General features: G+C 67.9%; 11 protein-coding genes. 4 read left to right on the top strand and 7 right to left on the bottom strand.

Features of this window, described 5'->3' with window-relative positions; translation table 11 throughout:
- Position 1 precedes the first annotated feature (1 nt).
- The 4 genes from AC1DCJ_RS08295 to AC1DCJ_RS08280 are packed head-to-tail and all read right to left on the bottom strand — an operon-like array spanning position 2 to position 3,773.
- Positions 2 to 2,056 carry a phospholipase D family protein gene (locus AC1DCJ_RS08295; RefSeq protein WP_314403950.1) on the bottom strand — a complete coding sequence of 685 codons (2,055 nt, stop codon included), beginning with the start codon at positions 2,054 to 2,056 and terminating at the stop codon, positions 2 to 4.
- Positions 2,053 to 2,643 carry a YceI family protein gene (locus AC1DCJ_RS08290; protein ID WP_478070660.1) on the bottom strand — a complete coding sequence of 197 codons (591 nt, stop codon included), beginning with the start codon at positions 2,641 to 2,643 and terminating at the stop codon, positions 2,053 to 2,055. The genes AC1DCJ_RS08295 and AC1DCJ_RS08290 overlap by 4 nt, the downstream gene beginning before the upstream one ends.
- 3 nt (positions 2,644 to 2,646) lie before the next feature.
- A complete protein-coding gene (locus tag AC1DCJ_RS08285; protein WP_038691340.1) occupies positions 2,647 to 3,123 on the bottom strand; it encodes a SixA phosphatase family protein in 477 nt (158 codons plus the stop codon).
- A gap of 17 nt (positions 3,124 to 3,140) precedes the next feature.
- Positions 3,141 to 3,773, bottom strand: a complete 633-nt coding sequence (locus AC1DCJ_RS08280; RefSeq protein WP_038691342.1) for a ParA family protein — start codon at positions 3,771 to 3,773, stop codon at positions 3,141 to 3,143.
- Between the two features lie 130 nt (positions 3,774 to 3,903).
- On the opposite strand from AC1DCJ_RS08280, the gene AC1DCJ_RS08275 reads away from it, so the two are divergent.
- Positions 3,904 to 5,388 carry an AAA family ATPase gene (locus tag AC1DCJ_RS08275; RefSeq protein ID WP_137191393.1) on the top strand — a complete coding sequence of 495 codons (1,485 nt, stop codon included), beginning with the start codon at positions 3,904 to 3,906 and terminating at the stop codon, positions 5,386 to 5,388.
- Between the two features lie 730 nt (positions 5,389 to 6,118).
- Here AC1DCJ_RS08275 and AC1DCJ_RS08270 read toward each other — a convergent pair.
- On the bottom strand, positions 6,119 to 7,033 hold the full coding sequence (locus tag AC1DCJ_RS08270) for an AEC family transporter (RefSeq protein WP_141058261.1): 915 nt from the start codon (positions 7,031 to 7,033) through the stop codon (positions 6,119 to 6,121).
- Between the two features lie 104 nt (positions 7,034 to 7,137).
- Positions 7,138 to 7,800 carry a tetratricopeptide repeat protein gene (locus AC1DCJ_RS08265; RefSeq protein WP_414715960.1) on the bottom strand — a complete coding sequence of 221 codons (663 nt, stop codon included), beginning with the start codon at positions 7,798 to 7,800 and terminating at the stop codon, positions 7,138 to 7,140.
- A 161-nt stretch (positions 7,801 to 7,961) separates the two neighbouring features.
- Here AC1DCJ_RS08265 and AC1DCJ_RS08260 point away from each other — a divergent pair, with 161 nt between their 5' ends.
- From AC1DCJ_RS08260 to AC1DCJ_RS08250, 3 genes are all read left to right on the top strand, one after another.
- Entirely contained in the window at positions 7,962 to 11,663 is a 3,702-nt protein-coding gene (locus AC1DCJ_RS08260; protein ID WP_478070659.1) for an indolepyruvate ferredoxin oxidoreductase family protein, read from the top strand.
- Positions 11,664 to 11,943: 280 nt separating this feature from the next.
- Positions 11,944 to 12,201, top strand: a complete 258-nt coding sequence (locus AC1DCJ_RS08255; RefSeq protein WP_137191396.1) for a helix-turn-helix domain-containing protein — start codon at positions 11,944 to 11,946, stop codon at positions 12,199 to 12,201.
- 2 nt (positions 12,202 to 12,203) lie between these two features.
- Positions 12,204 to 13,529 (top strand): type II toxin-antitoxin system HipA family toxin, encoded by a 1,326-nt coding sequence (locus AC1DCJ_RS08250; RefSeq protein ID WP_478070658.1) that lies wholly within the window; start codon positions 12,204 to 12,206, stop codon positions 13,527 to 13,529.
- Here the strand turns inward: AC1DCJ_RS08250 and AC1DCJ_RS08245 are convergent, their stop codons facing one another.
- Positions 13,530 to 14,150: a DUF938 domain-containing protein gene (locus AC1DCJ_RS08245; RefSeq protein WP_478070657.1), complete on the bottom strand. Its 621-nt coding sequence runs from the start codon at positions 14,148 to 14,150 to the stop codon at positions 13,530 to 13,532.
- Positions 14,151 to 14,161: the final 11 nt, after the last annotated feature.

The following is a 14,161-nucleotide window of genomic DNA, read 5'->3' as shown; positions in this document are numbered from 1 at the left end:
TTTACAGGATGGGCACCAGGCCGGCGCCGAAGGCGGTCAGCATGCGCACCAGCAGCCATTTCGGGCCGACGTTGACCTCGGGGAAGTCGCCGACGGCCACGTAGCACTTATGGAAATCCTCGTGCTGCCGGCGCAGGGGCGCCGGGCAGTCGGGGCCGGGCTTGAATTCGTAATCGGTGGCGTAGCGCCACGGCCAGAAATCCAGCACGGGCAACGCTTCGGATGCCTTGCCGACGCTGTAGTTCAAGCCGGACAACACCGGCGGCTTGGTGCGCGGCGCCACCACCCACGAGTTCTGCGGGTGGATGTCGCGCAGGATGCTCTGCGCCAGCGCTTCGGCAAACACCGGGTCGTCGATGATCACCGCGCCTTCGGTGTTGTAGTTCTCGCTGCGCGGATCGAAGTTGTGCGTACCGATCACGCCGATGCGGCGGTCCACCACCATCGACTTGGCATGCAGGCCCATGCGCGCACCGGTGCGGGTGACCGGCAGCGGCTTGTTGACGGCCTTGGTGCCCAGAAACGACGGCCGGGTTTCGGCGCGCAGCACGCGGCGTTCGACCACGCTGCCGTCGGTGCGGCGGCGCGCGGCCGGCCCGGGGGTTGTCTGGCGCGGGGTGGCGCTGGCCGTGGCGTCGGCGTCGGGCTCGCTGCGTCGGCGTTCGCCGCTGCCGGCACTGCCGCGTGCATTGCTCCCCGCCGCGCTGCCGCCGATCAGGCTGCTGCGCTTGCCGTCCGACGGCGGCGCTTCGCCCAGCGGGGCCGGCAGCAGGTTGCGGTAATCCACAGGGGCATCCAGCGGGAACGGCTTGTACTCGTAGATATTGAAGCCCAGCTCGCGCAGGTTGCGCCGCTTGTACTTGTAGGACAGCGCGTAGACGATCGGGTTGTCGGTGGCCGCCAGGCTGTTGGAGGACACCACGATGCGCGGCGGCTGGGGGCGCTTGCGCAGGTCGGAGAACAGCTTGCGGGCGGGCTTGGACAGCACCAGGTAGGGGGTCTGCAGCAGCACTTCGGTCTGCGCGCTGGAAATCAGGGCGTCCAGCTGCGGCTCGGTGACGTGCTGGCCGTTGGCCGGTTGGCTGGCCCGTTCGCGGCGGTGCTTGCGCGGCAGGTCGGCCACGTAGCGCACCGATGCCACCGGCATCGCGGTGTCGACAAACGCACGGGTGACATACGCCGGGTCGTCGGCTTCGGCGCTGACCCGCGCGATCCGCTGCGGGTGGCGGAACTCGGCCGGCGGCATTGTCGGCGCACCGTTCTTGAGCAGCAGGCCGCCGACATCGTTGAGGCGTTCGGCCGGCACGCTGCGCGGCGCGCGCCAGAAGGCGTCGAAGTTGGCCGCCATCTCGCGCACTTCCGGGCCGGCCACGAGAACGTCGCGGTCGCGGAAGTTGTACTCGCTGTCCCAGTCATAATAGTCGTCCTGGTAGTTGCGGCCGCCCACCACGCCCAGCGCATCGTCGATCACCAGCAGCTTGTTGTGCATGCGCTGGTTGAAGCGGCGGAAGCAGCACAGCACGCTGCCGGCGTAATCGAAGTAGTTCAACCGCGCCTTGCCGAAGGTGGGGTTGTACACCCGCAGCTCGAAGTTCTGGTGGCTGCTGGCCAGCGCCCCCAGGATTTCCAGGTCCGAGATCGCCGAGAGCTGGTCGATCAGCACCCGTACCTTGACCCCGCGCCGGGCCGCGCCCAGCAGTTCGTCCAGCACCAGCCGGGCGCTGTCGTCCTTGTCGAAGATGTAGGTCTGCAGGTCGATGCTGCGGGTGGCGCTGCGGATCAGGTTCAGCCGCGCCACCAGCGACACCTCGCCCTCGTCGATGATCGTGGCGTAGTGCTGCGGGGCGGCCTCGGTGGAGGCGGCAAAGGCCTTGCCGCCCAGGCCGCGCAGCGGCGAATCGAGCGCGCAGCGGTCCGGCTGGCTGCACTCGACCACGGTCGAACGCGCCTGCACGGCAATGCCGGCCGCACGCTCGCGCTCGGCGTTGGACAGCGACGCACAACCACTGACCAGCAACAGCAGTGCCAGCAGCACGATCTTCAACAATGGGTTCACGGTTTCGGCGCCTCGCTCAGACGCGCTCGCAATACGAAGGTCACTCGATCACTCAAGGCTAGCTGCCAGCTGTCCATTCCATACCGGCCTCGCTGCACATTGCCGCGGCTGACCACGTCGCAATCATACCCGGCCCGGGGACACTCCGCCGGCTCCACCCGCAGGGTCTCCGGGTGGCTTACCCCGCGCAGGATCAGCCTGCCCTCCACCCCGCCGCCCTTCTCCACGACCTCGGGCCAGTAGGGCACCGAGTCGAACTCGACCACCGGGTAGCGCGCCGAATCGAAGAACTCTTCGCCGCGCATCCAGCCGGTGTAGCGGGTCTTGCCGGGGATTTCCACGTAGCGGGTGAACATCCGCAGGTGCACCTGGTGGCGCCCGTCGGACAGCACCTCGATGCGCCCCTCGAAGCGCGGGAACACCCCTTCGATGCGCTGCCCCAGCCGGGTGCGGATCTCGAAACCGAAGCGCGAGCGCGCGGTATCGAACTCCAGCACCTGGCGCGGGGCAGGCGCCGGTGGTTCAGCGCAGGCCGCTTCGGCTGCCAGTGCCAGCAGGCAGCCCAACAACACGCGCACTACCGCCATGGGCTACGGCCACCAGAACGCGGTCAGGGTGGCCACGCCGGGCTCGATGCTGGCCTTGCCGTCCACCGACAGCACCGCGATGCCGCCCGGCGGCATGCCTCGGTAATCGCTGCTGGTGCCTTCACTGAGCAGCGCCACCAGCTGTTCCAGGCCGGGGTTGTGCCCAACCACCAGCAGCCGGTCGACATCGCCACGGGCCTCGATCAGGCCCATCAAGGTGCCCGGGGTGGCGTCGTATACGGCATCTTCCAGGCGCTTTTCGACAAAGCCGGTGATGCCCAGCACGGCCTCCAGGGTTTCACGGGTGCGCCGCGCCGGCGAGCACAGCACGCAATCGGGCAGCAGGTTGTTCTCCTTCAGCCAGCGGCCGGCCGCTTCCGCTTCGGCCAAGCCGATCGGTGACAGCGGACGGTCAAGGTCAGCCTGGCCGGTACTGGCGGCTTCGGCGTGGGCATGGCGCAGCAGGATCAGTTCTCGCATAAAGGCTCTCTTCCGGATCAGGCTTTCTTCAGCCACTTCAACAGTGGCTCCCAGTCACTCTGGTGCTCGCGCACCTGCGCGGAGCGGTAATCGAACAGGCTGCGTCCCAGCCCGACCATCACCACGTAACTCTGGCTGTCGCGCAGCTGCGCGACCACGTCATACGGCCACTCGGCCAGCATCTGGATGGCCTGCTGGGAGGTCTGGGTCCACGGCTTGGTGCGGTTGAGCACCAGCCCCACCGGCAGCGCGCGGCGGTGCACGCGCGGCACCTTGGACAGGCTGTTGAGGAAGCCGACGATGGCTTCGATGTCCAGCGCCGAGGGCAGCACCGGCACCACCACGGCATCGGCAACGTCAAGGAAGTGGCCCAGATCGTCGGCCAATGCCCCGGCCGGTGCGTCGATGATCACTTCGTCGGTGCCGTCGGGGATGAGTTTCTCCCAGGCCTTCTTGCGGTAGACGTCCACCGGCAGCACGGCGCTTTCCAGCACCGCGCGGCGCTGCGCCCAGCGGGTGCTGGAGCCTTGCGGGTCGGCGTCGGCCAGCACGGTCCGTTTGCCGTCCAATGCGGCATGCGCCGCCAGGTGGGTGGCGACGGTGGTCTTGCCCACCCCACCCTTGGAACCGGCTACCAGGATCGTCTTCATGCCAGCCTCGCTTCCGGGGAACGTCGTCGCAGCGTACACCGCCGTCCGTGACGGAGATAGTCGCGCTGCTGAACCCCTGCACCGGGCGGCGCTTTGCTATCGTGCGCGATCCAATGGACTGCAAGCCGGCATGAGCGAGTTACAGGACCTGAGCGCGCTGATCCGCGCCAACACCCCGCTGATCATCATCGAGACCCAGGACGAGGGTCGCATCGTGGAGCTGTTCCGGCAGACCCTGATGCATGTCTGGCGGGCCCTGCACCGCTGGTCCATCACCGAGGGCCTGCGCCGCATCGACATGGACCGCGAGGACGACGCGGTTGGCCCGCCCGATGCCAGTTCGGCCCTGCAGATGATCCGCCAGGCCGAGCAGCGCGGCATCTACCTGCTGCTCGATTTCCATCCCTACCTGGGCTATGCCAGCCACCAGCGCGCACTGCGCGACCTGATCCAGCGCCGCCACTGCGAAGCCCACGTGCTGGTGCTGATCGGCGCCAAGGTCGAGCTGCCGGCCGAACTGGAAGCCCTGGCCACCCGCTTCAACCCACGCCTGCCCGACCTCAACGCGCTGCTGAAGATGCTGCGCGAAGAGGCCGAGGCCTATGCCCGCGAGAACGGCGGGCGGCGGGTCGAAGTGGACAACGAGGCGGTCAAGAAGATCCTGCACAACCTGCGCGGCCTGAGCATGGTGGACGCGCGACGCATCGGCCGGCAGCTGATCTTCGCCGACGGCGCGCTCAGCCAGGACGACCTGCCGCAACTGGCCCGGCTCAAGTTCGAGCTGCTCAACCGGGCCGGCCACCTGCACTTCGAATACGACACCACCCGCTTTGCCGACGTGGCCGGGGCCAACCGGCTCAAGCGCTGGGTGAACCAGCGCCGCCCGGTGTTCCTGGGCGGCCAGGGCCCCGCCGGGCTGGACCCGCCCAAGGGCATGCTGCTGCTGGGGGTACAGGGCTGTGGCAAGTCGATGCTGGCCAAGGCCACCGCCGCCGGCTTCGGGGTGCCCTTGCTGCGGCTGGATTTCGGCAGCCTGTATGACAAGTACCACGGCGAGACCGAGAAGAACCTGCGCGACGCCCTGGCCTCGGCCGAGCAGCTGGCGCCGTGCGTGCTGTGGATCGACGAGATCGAGAAGGGCCTGGCCAGCGGTGGCGAAGACGGCGGGGTATCGCGGCGCGTGCTGGGCTACCTGCTGACCTGGCTGGCCGAGCGCAAGGGCGCGGTGTTCATCGTGGCCACTGCCAACCAGGTGCACGAGCTGCCTGCCGAACTGCTGCGCAAGGGCCGCTTCGACGAGATCTTCTTCGTCGACCTGCCCGACGCCACCACCCGGGTGGAGCTGCTGCGCCTGCACCTGGGCCGGCGCCAGCTCAATGCTGATGATTTTGCGCTGTCGGCCCTGGCCGCGGCCGCCGACGGCTTCTCCGGTGCCGAGATCGAACAGGCCGTCGTCGCCGGGCTGTACGCCGCCCACGCCGAGGAACGCGTGCTGGATACCGACCTGCTCATGGCCGAGATCCGCAGCAGCCGGCCGCTCTCGGTATTGATGGCCGAACAGGTCACCGCCCTGCGCGAATGGGCGCGCGGCCGCACGGTAAGTGCCGACGGGTAATGCCCGCCGCCTCCGACGGGTAAACGTTCGCCGACCCGCTGACGTAGAGCCGACCGTTGGTCGGCTGACGCACACGGGCGGTGTCGGTGGCCTTCGGAGAGCAGCCGACCAACGGTCGGCTCTACCGGTTYYTATCAGGTAAACGTTCGCCGGCCCGCCGACGTAGAGCCGACCGTTGGTCGGCTGACGCGCACGGGCGGTGTCGGTGGCCYTGGGGAGAGCAGCCGACCAACGGTCGGCTCTACCGGTTCTTGTCATGTAAACGTTCGCCGACCCGCCGACGTAGAGCCGACCGTTGGTCGGCTGACGCACACGGGTGGTGTCGGTGGCCYTGGGGAGAGCAGCCGACCAACGGTCGGCTCTACCGGTTCTTATCAGGTAAACGTTCGCCGACCCGCCAACGTAGAGCCGACCGTTGGTCGGCTGATGCACACSGGCGGTGTCGGTGGCCTTGGGGAGAGCAGCCGACCAACGGTCGGCTCTACCGGTTCTTGTCAGGTAAACGTTCGCCGACCCGCCGCCGTAGAGCCGACCGTTGGTCGGCTGACGCGCACGGGCGGTGTCGGTGGCCCTGGGGAGAGCAGCCGACCAACGGTCGGCTCTACCGGTTCTTRTCAGGTAAACGTTCGCCGACCCGCCAACGTAGAGCCGACCGTTGGTCGGCTGACGCGCACGGGTGGTGTCGGTGGCCYTGGGGAGAGCAGCCGACCAACGGTCGGCTCTACCGTTCTTATGCGGGTTGTTGCAGCACGGCTACCCAGGCGGGCAGCGTCACCAGCGACAACAGAATGCCGTACCCCACCATCGCTGCGGCCAGGCGCGGGGCCAGGCGGTGCGAGATCGCCAGGGCGGCGGCGGTGATCATGGTCGGCATGGCCGATTCCAGCACGTTGACCTGCAGCATCGTGCCCTGCAGGCCCAGCAGCCACGAGATCGGCACCGCCAAGGCGGGCATCACCAGCAGCTTCAACGCCAGCCCGATCCCCAGCGGGGTGAGTTCCTCGCGCGACAGCCGCAGCCGGATCGACAGGCCCACCGCCAGCATCACCAGCGGCAGCATCGCATCGGCCAGTTGCTTCAGGCCATTACCGATCCAGGAAGGCGGCTGTTCGGGCATCAGCAGCAGCGCGAACAGCAGCGCCCACAGCGGCGGGAAGCGCGCGATGCGCGCCAGCACCTGGACCGCCGTGGGCGGGGTGTCACCGCTGTAACGGGCGATCACGTACAGGCCGAAGGTGGACAGCAGCAGGAACGTGCCGAACTGGTCGTAGACCACCGCGTAGGGCAATGCGGCGTCGCCCAGCAGTGCGCGCACCATCGGGTAGCCGATGAAACTGGAGTTGGCCAGGGTCACGCAGATCAGCAGCACCGCGTGCACGTCGCGGGCAAAACCGCACACGCGCGTGGCCAGCGACACCAAGGCCCAACTGGCCAGCATCAACAGCCAGGGCGTGGCCATCAGCCCGATCAGGCTGGCATCCAGGTGCAGCCGCGGCACGTAGGTGAGCACCGCCGCAGGCAGGCATACGTACAACACCACACGGTTGAGCACCTCGGCGCTGGTCTCGGGCAGCGCGCGCAGGCGCGCGAACAGCATGCCCAGGCCAAGCATGGTCAGGATCAGGGCGAACGCATCGAAAGCCATCGCAACAGCCTAGCCGATGCGCAGGCTGCCGCCGCTCCGACCTTGGTCGAAGCGACGTGCCACAGGTCCGGTCCGGGCGGCCGCCGCAGGCAGCGCCCGGCGACTCAGGGCCAGGCGGGCGGTTGCGCCGCCCAGGCCTTCTGCACCTCGGCCAGGGTGGCGCGCTCGCTGTCGCGCCAGCTGGGCAGCAGGTCGGCGTAACGGGCGGAACTGCCCCATTGCTGCGGCTCGGTGCGTACCGCCGCGGCGTACCACTGCACGGCCTCGTCTTTGCGCCCCAGGGTCCACAACGCCAATGCGTAGGTGGCCGGCACCCAGGACGGGTTGCCGCGCATGCCGCCCTGGGCCGTACTCCACTGCGCCAGCGCCGCCTCCACCTCGCCCAGCCGGAACAGGTCCCAGCCGTAGTTCCAGCGCACCGCGCGCCCCGCCGCCGTGGTCGGCTGCGTGCTGCTGCTGGCCTCCGCGTACAGGGTGCGGCCCAGCTCCGGACGCCCCTGCGAGAACGCGACACCCGCCAGCTGCACGGTGGCATCCAGCGCCTTGCGCCCACGCTCGCGCTGCTTCATGAGCTGGTCCACCAGGTCGCCACTGTCGGCAGGCACCACCACCATCGGAACGGCGGCCGGGTCTGTGTCGAAGTAGAACTCCTGCAACGCGGGCAGCGGCTGTGCCGCCAACCCGAATGTCGTCATTGCGGCGATCAACGCCGCAGCCAAACCAGCCGCCCGCATCACGCCGGCGCGCCCCTGTCTTGCCACTGCCATGCAAACTCCCCCGGGTTGTCACAACAACCTCCCATCCCGATCCTAACCCCAGCGTGCGCCCGGATGCGAGTGCCCGAGGTCCATTTCGGCGCCACTGGTACAATCCGCGCCTTTCCGGTCGTGTTTGCTGCGGCCGTGCCAGCCGACTTCCCGGGCCAGCCATGACCAGTACCGCCGAACTCACCTCGCCCTCCTCCGCCAACCAGCCCGACGCCGGTGGCCTGGACGCCAGCTATACGCTGGACCACAAGTACACCCGTACCGATGGCCGCATCTACCTGAGCGGGGTGCAGGCGCTGGTGCGGCTGCCGTTGATGCAGCGCCTGCGCGACGAGGCGGCCGGGCTGGATACCGCCGGCTTCATCAGCGGCTACCGCGGCAGCCCGCTGGGCGGCTTCGACCTGGAACTGTGGCGGGCCCGCCAGCACCTGGAGGCGGCGCGGGTGAAGTTCACCCCCGGCCTCAACGAGGACCTGGGCGCCACCATGGTCTGGGGTACCCAGCAGACCAACCTGTTTCCGGGCGCCAAGGTCCAGGGCGTGTATGGCATGTGGTACGGCAAGGGCCCGGGCGTGGACCGCTGCGGCGACGTGTTCAAGCATGCCAACGCGGCCGGCACCTCGGTGCACGGGGGCGTGCTGGCGCTGGCCGCCGACGACCATGCCTGCCGCAGCTCGACCCTGCCCCATGGCAGCGAGGACGAGTTCGTCAGCGCGATGATGCCGGTGCTCAACCCGGCCGGCGTGCAGGACATCCTGGACATGGGCCTGCTCGGCTGGGCGATGAGCCGCTATACCGGGCGCTGGATCGGCTTCAAGACCATTGCCGAGACCGTGGAATCCTCGGCCTCGGTGCAGGTCGACCCGTTCGCGCGGAAGATCCTGCTGCCCGAGGACTTCGAGATGCCGGCCGGTGGTCTCAACATCCGCTGGCCCGATCCGCCGCTGGACCAGGAAATGCGCCTGCACCGCTATGCGGTTGCCGCCGCGCAGGCCTTCGCCCGTGCCAACGGCATCGACCGGGTGGTCATGGACTCCCCGCGTGCGCGGCTGGGCATCGTCACCACCGGCAAGAGCTACCTGGACGTGCTGCAGGCGCTGGAATACCTGGGCCTGGACGAGCAGGCCTGCGCCGACATCGGCATCCGCGTGTACAAGGTCGGCATGACCTGGCCGCTGGAGCCGGTGGGCATCGCGCGCTTCGCGCAGGGTCTGGAAGACATCGTGGTGGTGGAGGAGAAGCGTGCCTTCATCGAGCGCCAGATGAAGGAACAGTTCTACAACTGGCCGGCCAGTGCCGGTCCGCGCCCGTCGATCGTGGGCAAGTACGACGAGGCCGGCACCTGGATCCTGCCGTCCACCAACGAGCTGACCCCGGCCACCATCGCCGGCGTCATCGGCCGCCGCATCCAGCGCTTCTTCAGCAATGAATCCATCGAACAGCGCCTGCGCTGGATGGACGAAAAGGAAGCCGAGCTGGCCCTGCCGCGCGCCAGCTTCCCGCGCGTGCCGCACTACTGCTCCGGCTGCCCGCACAACACCTCCACCCGCGTGCCGGAAGGCTCGCGCGCGCTGGGCGGGATCGGCTGCCATTACATGGTCACCTGGATGGACCGCAGCACCGACACCTTCACCCACATGGGCGGCGAAGGCGTCACCTGGGCCGGGCAGGCCGCGTTTACCGACACCGAGCACGTGTTCCAGAACCTCGGCGATGGCACCTACTTCCACAGTGGCTCGCTGGCGATCCGCCAGGCCATCGCGGCCGGGGTCAACATCACCTACAAGATCCTCTACAACGATGCGGTGGCGATGACCGGCGGGCAGCCGGTGGACGGCACCCTGAGCGTGCCGCAGATCGCCCACCAGATGCGCGCCGAAGGAGTGCAGACGATCGTGCTGGTGAGCGATGAGATCGGCAAGTGGAACAAGCGCGAGCTGTTCCCCGAGGGCGTGGAGTTCCACGACCGCGCCGAGCTGGACGCGGTGCAGAAGCAGCTGCGCGAGGTGAAGGGCACCAGCATCCTGATCTACGAACAGACCTGCGCCACCGAAAAGCGCCGCCGCCGCAAGCGCGGCAAGCTGGTCGACCCGCCCAAGCGGGTGGTGGTCAATTCGCTGGTGTGCGAAGGCTGCGGCGACTGCGGGCAGAAGAGCTTCTGCGTGTCGGTGCTGCCCAAGGAAACCGAGTTCGGGCGCAAGCGCGACATCGACCAGTCCAACTGCAACAAGGACTACAGCTGCACCACCGGCTTCTGCCCGAGCTTTGTCACCGTGCACGGCGGCAAGCCGCGCAAGGGCGCGCGCAGTTCGAAGACCGCGCTGCTGGACAACCTGCCGGCGCCGACCTTCCGCACCATGCTGGAACAGCCCTGGAACATCCTGATCACCGGCGTCGGTGGCACCGGCGTGGTCACCATCGGCGCGCTGCTGGGCATGGCCGGGCACCTGGAAGGCAAGGGCGCCAGCGTGCTCGACCAGACCGGGCTGGCCCAGAAGGGCGGCGCGGTCACCACCCATATCCGCATCGCACGTACGCCCGAAGACATCCACGCGGTGCGCATCGCCGCCGGCGAAGCCGACCTGGTGGTGGGCTGCGACATGGTGGTGGTGAACGACTACTGGGCACTGTCCAAGGTGCGCGCCGAGCGTTCGCAGGTGGTGCTCAACACCTATGAAGCGATGCCGGGCACCTTCACCACCCGCCCGGACATGCAGTTCCCCGCGGCCGACATCATCGCCGGCATCCGCGTGGCGCTGGGCGGGCGCGAGCCGCTGCTGCTCGATGCCACCCAGTTGGCCACCGCCCTGCTCGGTGATGCGATCGCGTCGAACCTGTTCATCCTGGGCTATGCCTGGCAGCAGGGGCTGGTGCCGATCTCGTTCGAGGCGCTGATGCGCGCGGTGGAACTCAACGGCGCGGCCGTGCAGATGAACCAGCAGGCATTCGCCTGGGGCCGCCTGGCCGCCGTGGACCCGCAGGCCGTGCAGCAGGCCGCCGGCCTGGTACGCAACGGCCACACCGATGCCGAGCGCACGCCCGGCCCGCTGCATGACCTGCCGCCGGGCGAGTGGGAAGGCAACGAATGGGGCGCCAACGCAGCTCCGCGCGATACCGGCGACGAGCGCGAGCTGCGTGGCCTGCCCGGCCATGGCGTGGGCGAGGATGTGGCGTTCCTGCCACTGGACGACGAGCGCCTGTCGCGCTCGCTGGACGAGATGGTCGAACGCCGCGTGCGCTTCCTCACCGACTACCAGGACAGCGCCTACGCCGCGCGTTACCGTGCGCTGGTGGACAAGGTGCGGGCCGCCGAGTGGGATGCGGTGGGCAGCACCGCGCTGACCGAAACCGTGGCGCGCTATTACTTCAAGCTGATGGCCTACAAGGACGAGTACGAAGTGGCACGGCTGTACACCAGCGGCGACTTCCAGCGCCGCCTGCAGCAGCAGTTCGAGGGCGATTTCCAGGTGCGCTTCCACCTGGCCCCGCCGCTGTTTGCCAAGAAGGACGAGCAGGGCCGCCTGATCAAGCAGGAGTACGGCCCGTGGATGCTCAAGGCGTTCGGCCTGCTGGCCAAACTGAAGTTCCTGCGCGGCGGCACCTTCGACGTGTTCGGCCGTACCGCCGAACGCCGTGGCGAGCGCCAGCTCATCGCCGACTACGAACAGACCGTGGCCCTGCTGCTGGAGGGGCTGCGCGATGACCGCGTGGCGTTGGCGGTGGAGATCGCCAGCATCCCCGAACACATCCGCGGCTACGGGCACGTCAAGGAAGCCCACCTGCACAAGGCCAAGGCACGCGAAGCCACGCTGCTGGCCCAGTGGAAGAATCCGCGCGCTTTGCACATCGTGCAGGTGGCATGAGGCAAGCGAACGCTGGCATCGGGTGCGATGTCAGCGTTCGGCTACACCGGTAGGGCATTGCCAGGGGTGAGACCCGCCTTCCACGGGAAAAGCAACGTATACATTGCATTTCGTAAATGCAACGTATGGGTTGCATTCGGCCCAAGCAACCTATAGGTTGCGAAGAGGTTGCGATTGATTTCCTTCATAGCGGGATTGCGGTCCCAACCGGCGCGTCGAACCCCGGATATGGTTCACCCGGTGGCTTGGCGGCACTCGTCGTCCAGCAGAGCAGACACCCATGAGCAATGACAGCCGCGTCGTACGCACGCCTCATCAACTGGGCGCATTGATGCGCGCTTTTCGCAAACAGGCGGGCTACAGCCAGGCCGCGCTTGCCGAACGGTTGGGGGTATCGCGTCAGGCCATCACCGCGCTTGAGCGCGAACCCGAAGCCGCGACCTTTGAGCGGCTGATGAAAGTGTGGGCCGTGTTGGGTCTTGAGGTGTCGCTCCAGCGCGCCACACCCACCGCACAGCCGCCAGAGATGGAGTGGTAATGATGGCAGCGCTGAAGGTCTGGATGAACGGGAGCGAGGTGGCCACATGGCGCCATAGCGCCAACGCGCCCCCGGAACTGACCTACGCATCGTCCTGGCTGGAGTCGGAATCGCCACGGCCGTTGTCCTTGTCCCTGCCCCTGCTGCCTGCAGGGGCAAGCCACCGAGGTCACGTCGTCTCGGACTACTTTGACAATCTGCTCCCCGACAACCATGGCATCCGCAATCGCCTGCGTGACCGCTTCGGCACGCACACCGCAGGAACCTTCGACCTGCTTCAGGCCATTGGCCGCGATTGCGTGGGCGCGGTGCAACTGCTGCCCGATGGCACGCGCCCTGCGGATCTGCACAGTATCCAGTGCCGGCCGCTCTCCGATGCAGAGGTTGCCGATGTGCTGCGTGGGGTGACCAGGTTACCCGTGCCTGGCACTTCGCCACGCCAGGCCGATGATTTCCGCATCTCCATCGCGGGGGCGCAGGAAAAGACCGCGCTGCTCTGGCACGGTGGCACGTGGTGCCTGCCAGCGGGCAGCACGCCCACCACGCACATCTTCAAACTGCCGCTTGGGTTGGTTGGCAACATGCGCGCAGACATGCAGCTGTCGGTAGAGAACGAGTGGCTGTGCATGCAGCTGATCGGCGCGTTCAACATCCCGACGGCGCACACGGAGATGGGCCGCTTCGAGGACCAGCGTGCACTCATCGTCGAACGCTTCGATCGGCGTCTGGCACGTAGCGGGCAGTGGTGGCTGCGGCTTCCACAGGAAGACATGTGTCAGGTGTTTGGACTCCCCAGCGCAAAGAAGTACGAATCCGATGGCGGCCCCGGCATGCTCGAGATCCTGGCGCTGTTGAGGCAATCGGACCACGCACAGGATCGCGAGCACTTCTTCAAGACGCAGCTTTTGTTCTGGATGCTGGCCGCCACCGATGGTCATGCCAAGAATTTCAGTGTCCACATTCACGCCGGGGGCAGGTTCGGCCTCACACCGGTTTACGACGTGCTCTCGGTCTATCCCATCCTGGGCCGCGGTCCGGGGAAACTGGATCCGCACGATGCCCAGCTGGCCATGTCGGTGCGGGGCAAGAACCGGCACCGGAAGCTGCTCACCATTCTCCGTCGTCACTGGAATGAAACCGCCCGTACCGCAGGCATTGCAGCCGGGGCCGAGCCATGGATCGAGGAACTGTTGGCTCAGGTTGAACCGGCCATCCGGCACGTCGGCGGGATGCTCCCGGACGGCTTCCCGATGCAGGTTGCCGAACCGATCTTCCAAGGACTTCGCACCGCGGCCTCGCGGCTGGCCGCGCAGTCCACCACCGCCTGATCACCCCCGCCGCCACACCCGCAGCCGGTTGTTGGACGGCATCGCCACATCCTCCACCAGCCGTAGCCCCTGCGCAGCCGCCAGCGCGTCCACCGCCTCGGCATCGCGAATGCCCGAGTCCGGATCACGCGCCTTCAACCACGCATCGAACTGCCGGTTGCTGTCACTGCTGAACGCACCGTCGTCATTGAACGGCCCGTAGATGCACAGCAGCGCGTTGTCCGCCATTACCGCCGGCAACCCGGCGAACAACGCCTGCACGTGCGCCCAGCTCATGATGTGCAGGGTGTTGGCACTGAACACCGCATCGAAGCCCCGCGGCGGCGCCGGCAGCGGGGCCAGGCCCGGGTGCGGCGACAGCACCGCCTGCAGCGGCCACGGTGCGGGCGCATTGGGCAGCGCCGCCTCCACCAGGCGCTCGGCGATGCCCGGCAGGTAGTCCGGGTGGTCGCTGGCCTGCCAGTGCAGGTGCGGCAGCTGTGCGGCGAAGTACGCCGCGTGCTGCCCGGTGCCGCTGCCGATCTCCAGTACGCGCGTGCGGTCGTGCAGGTGCCGCCGCAGCACGGCCAGGATCGGCTCACGGTTGCGTTCGCAGGCCTCGGACCAACGTTGCTGGCTCATGCAGTGCTCAA

This window comes from Stenotrophomonas sp. 10N36, from assembly GCF_056395005.1.
This window is presented reverse-complemented; position numbering and strand designations above follow the sequence as displayed.

Bases quoted from the DNA above. Each gene is read 5' to 3' on its own strand.
- AC1DCJ_RS08290 (WP_478070660.1), bottom strand. From the start codon at position 2,643: ATGGCGGTAGTGCGCGTGTTGTTGGGCTGCCTGCTGGCACTGGCAGCC.
- AC1DCJ_RS08285 (WP_038691340.1), bottom strand. From the start codon at position 3,123: ATGCGAGAACTGATCCTGCTGCGCCATGCCCACGCCGAAGCCGCCAGT.
- AC1DCJ_RS08280 (WP_038691342.1), bottom strand. From the start codon at position 3,773: ATGAAGACGATCCTGGTAGCCGGTTCCAAGGGTGGGGTGGGCAAGACC.
- AC1DCJ_RS08275 (WP_137191393.1), top strand. From the start codon at position 3,904: ATGAGCGAGTTACAGGACCTGAGCGCGCTGATCCGCGCCAACACCCCG.
- AC1DCJ_RS08270 (WP_141058261.1), bottom strand. From the start codon at position 7,033: ATGGCTTTCGATGCGTTCGCCCTGATCCTGACCATGCTTGGCCTGGGC.
- AC1DCJ_RS08265 (WP_414715960.1), bottom strand. From the start codon at position 7,800: ATGGCAGTGGCAAGACAGGGGCGCGCCGGCGTGATGCGGGCGGCTGGT.
- AC1DCJ_RS08260 (WP_478070659.1), top strand. From the start codon at position 7,962: ATGACCAGTACCGCCGAACTCACCTCGCCCTCCTCCGCCAACCAGCCC.
- AC1DCJ_RS08255 (WP_137191396.1), top strand. From the start codon at position 11,944: ATGAGCAATGACAGCCGCGTCGTACGCACGCCTCATCAACTGGGCGCA.
- AC1DCJ_RS08250 (WP_478070658.1), top strand. From the start codon at position 12,204: ATGGCAGCGCTGAAGGTCTGGATGAACGGGAGCGAGGTGGCCACATGG.
- AC1DCJ_RS08245 (WP_478070657.1), bottom strand. From the start codon at position 14,150: ATGAGCCAGCAACGTTGGTCCGAGGCCTGCGAACGCAACCGTGAGCCG.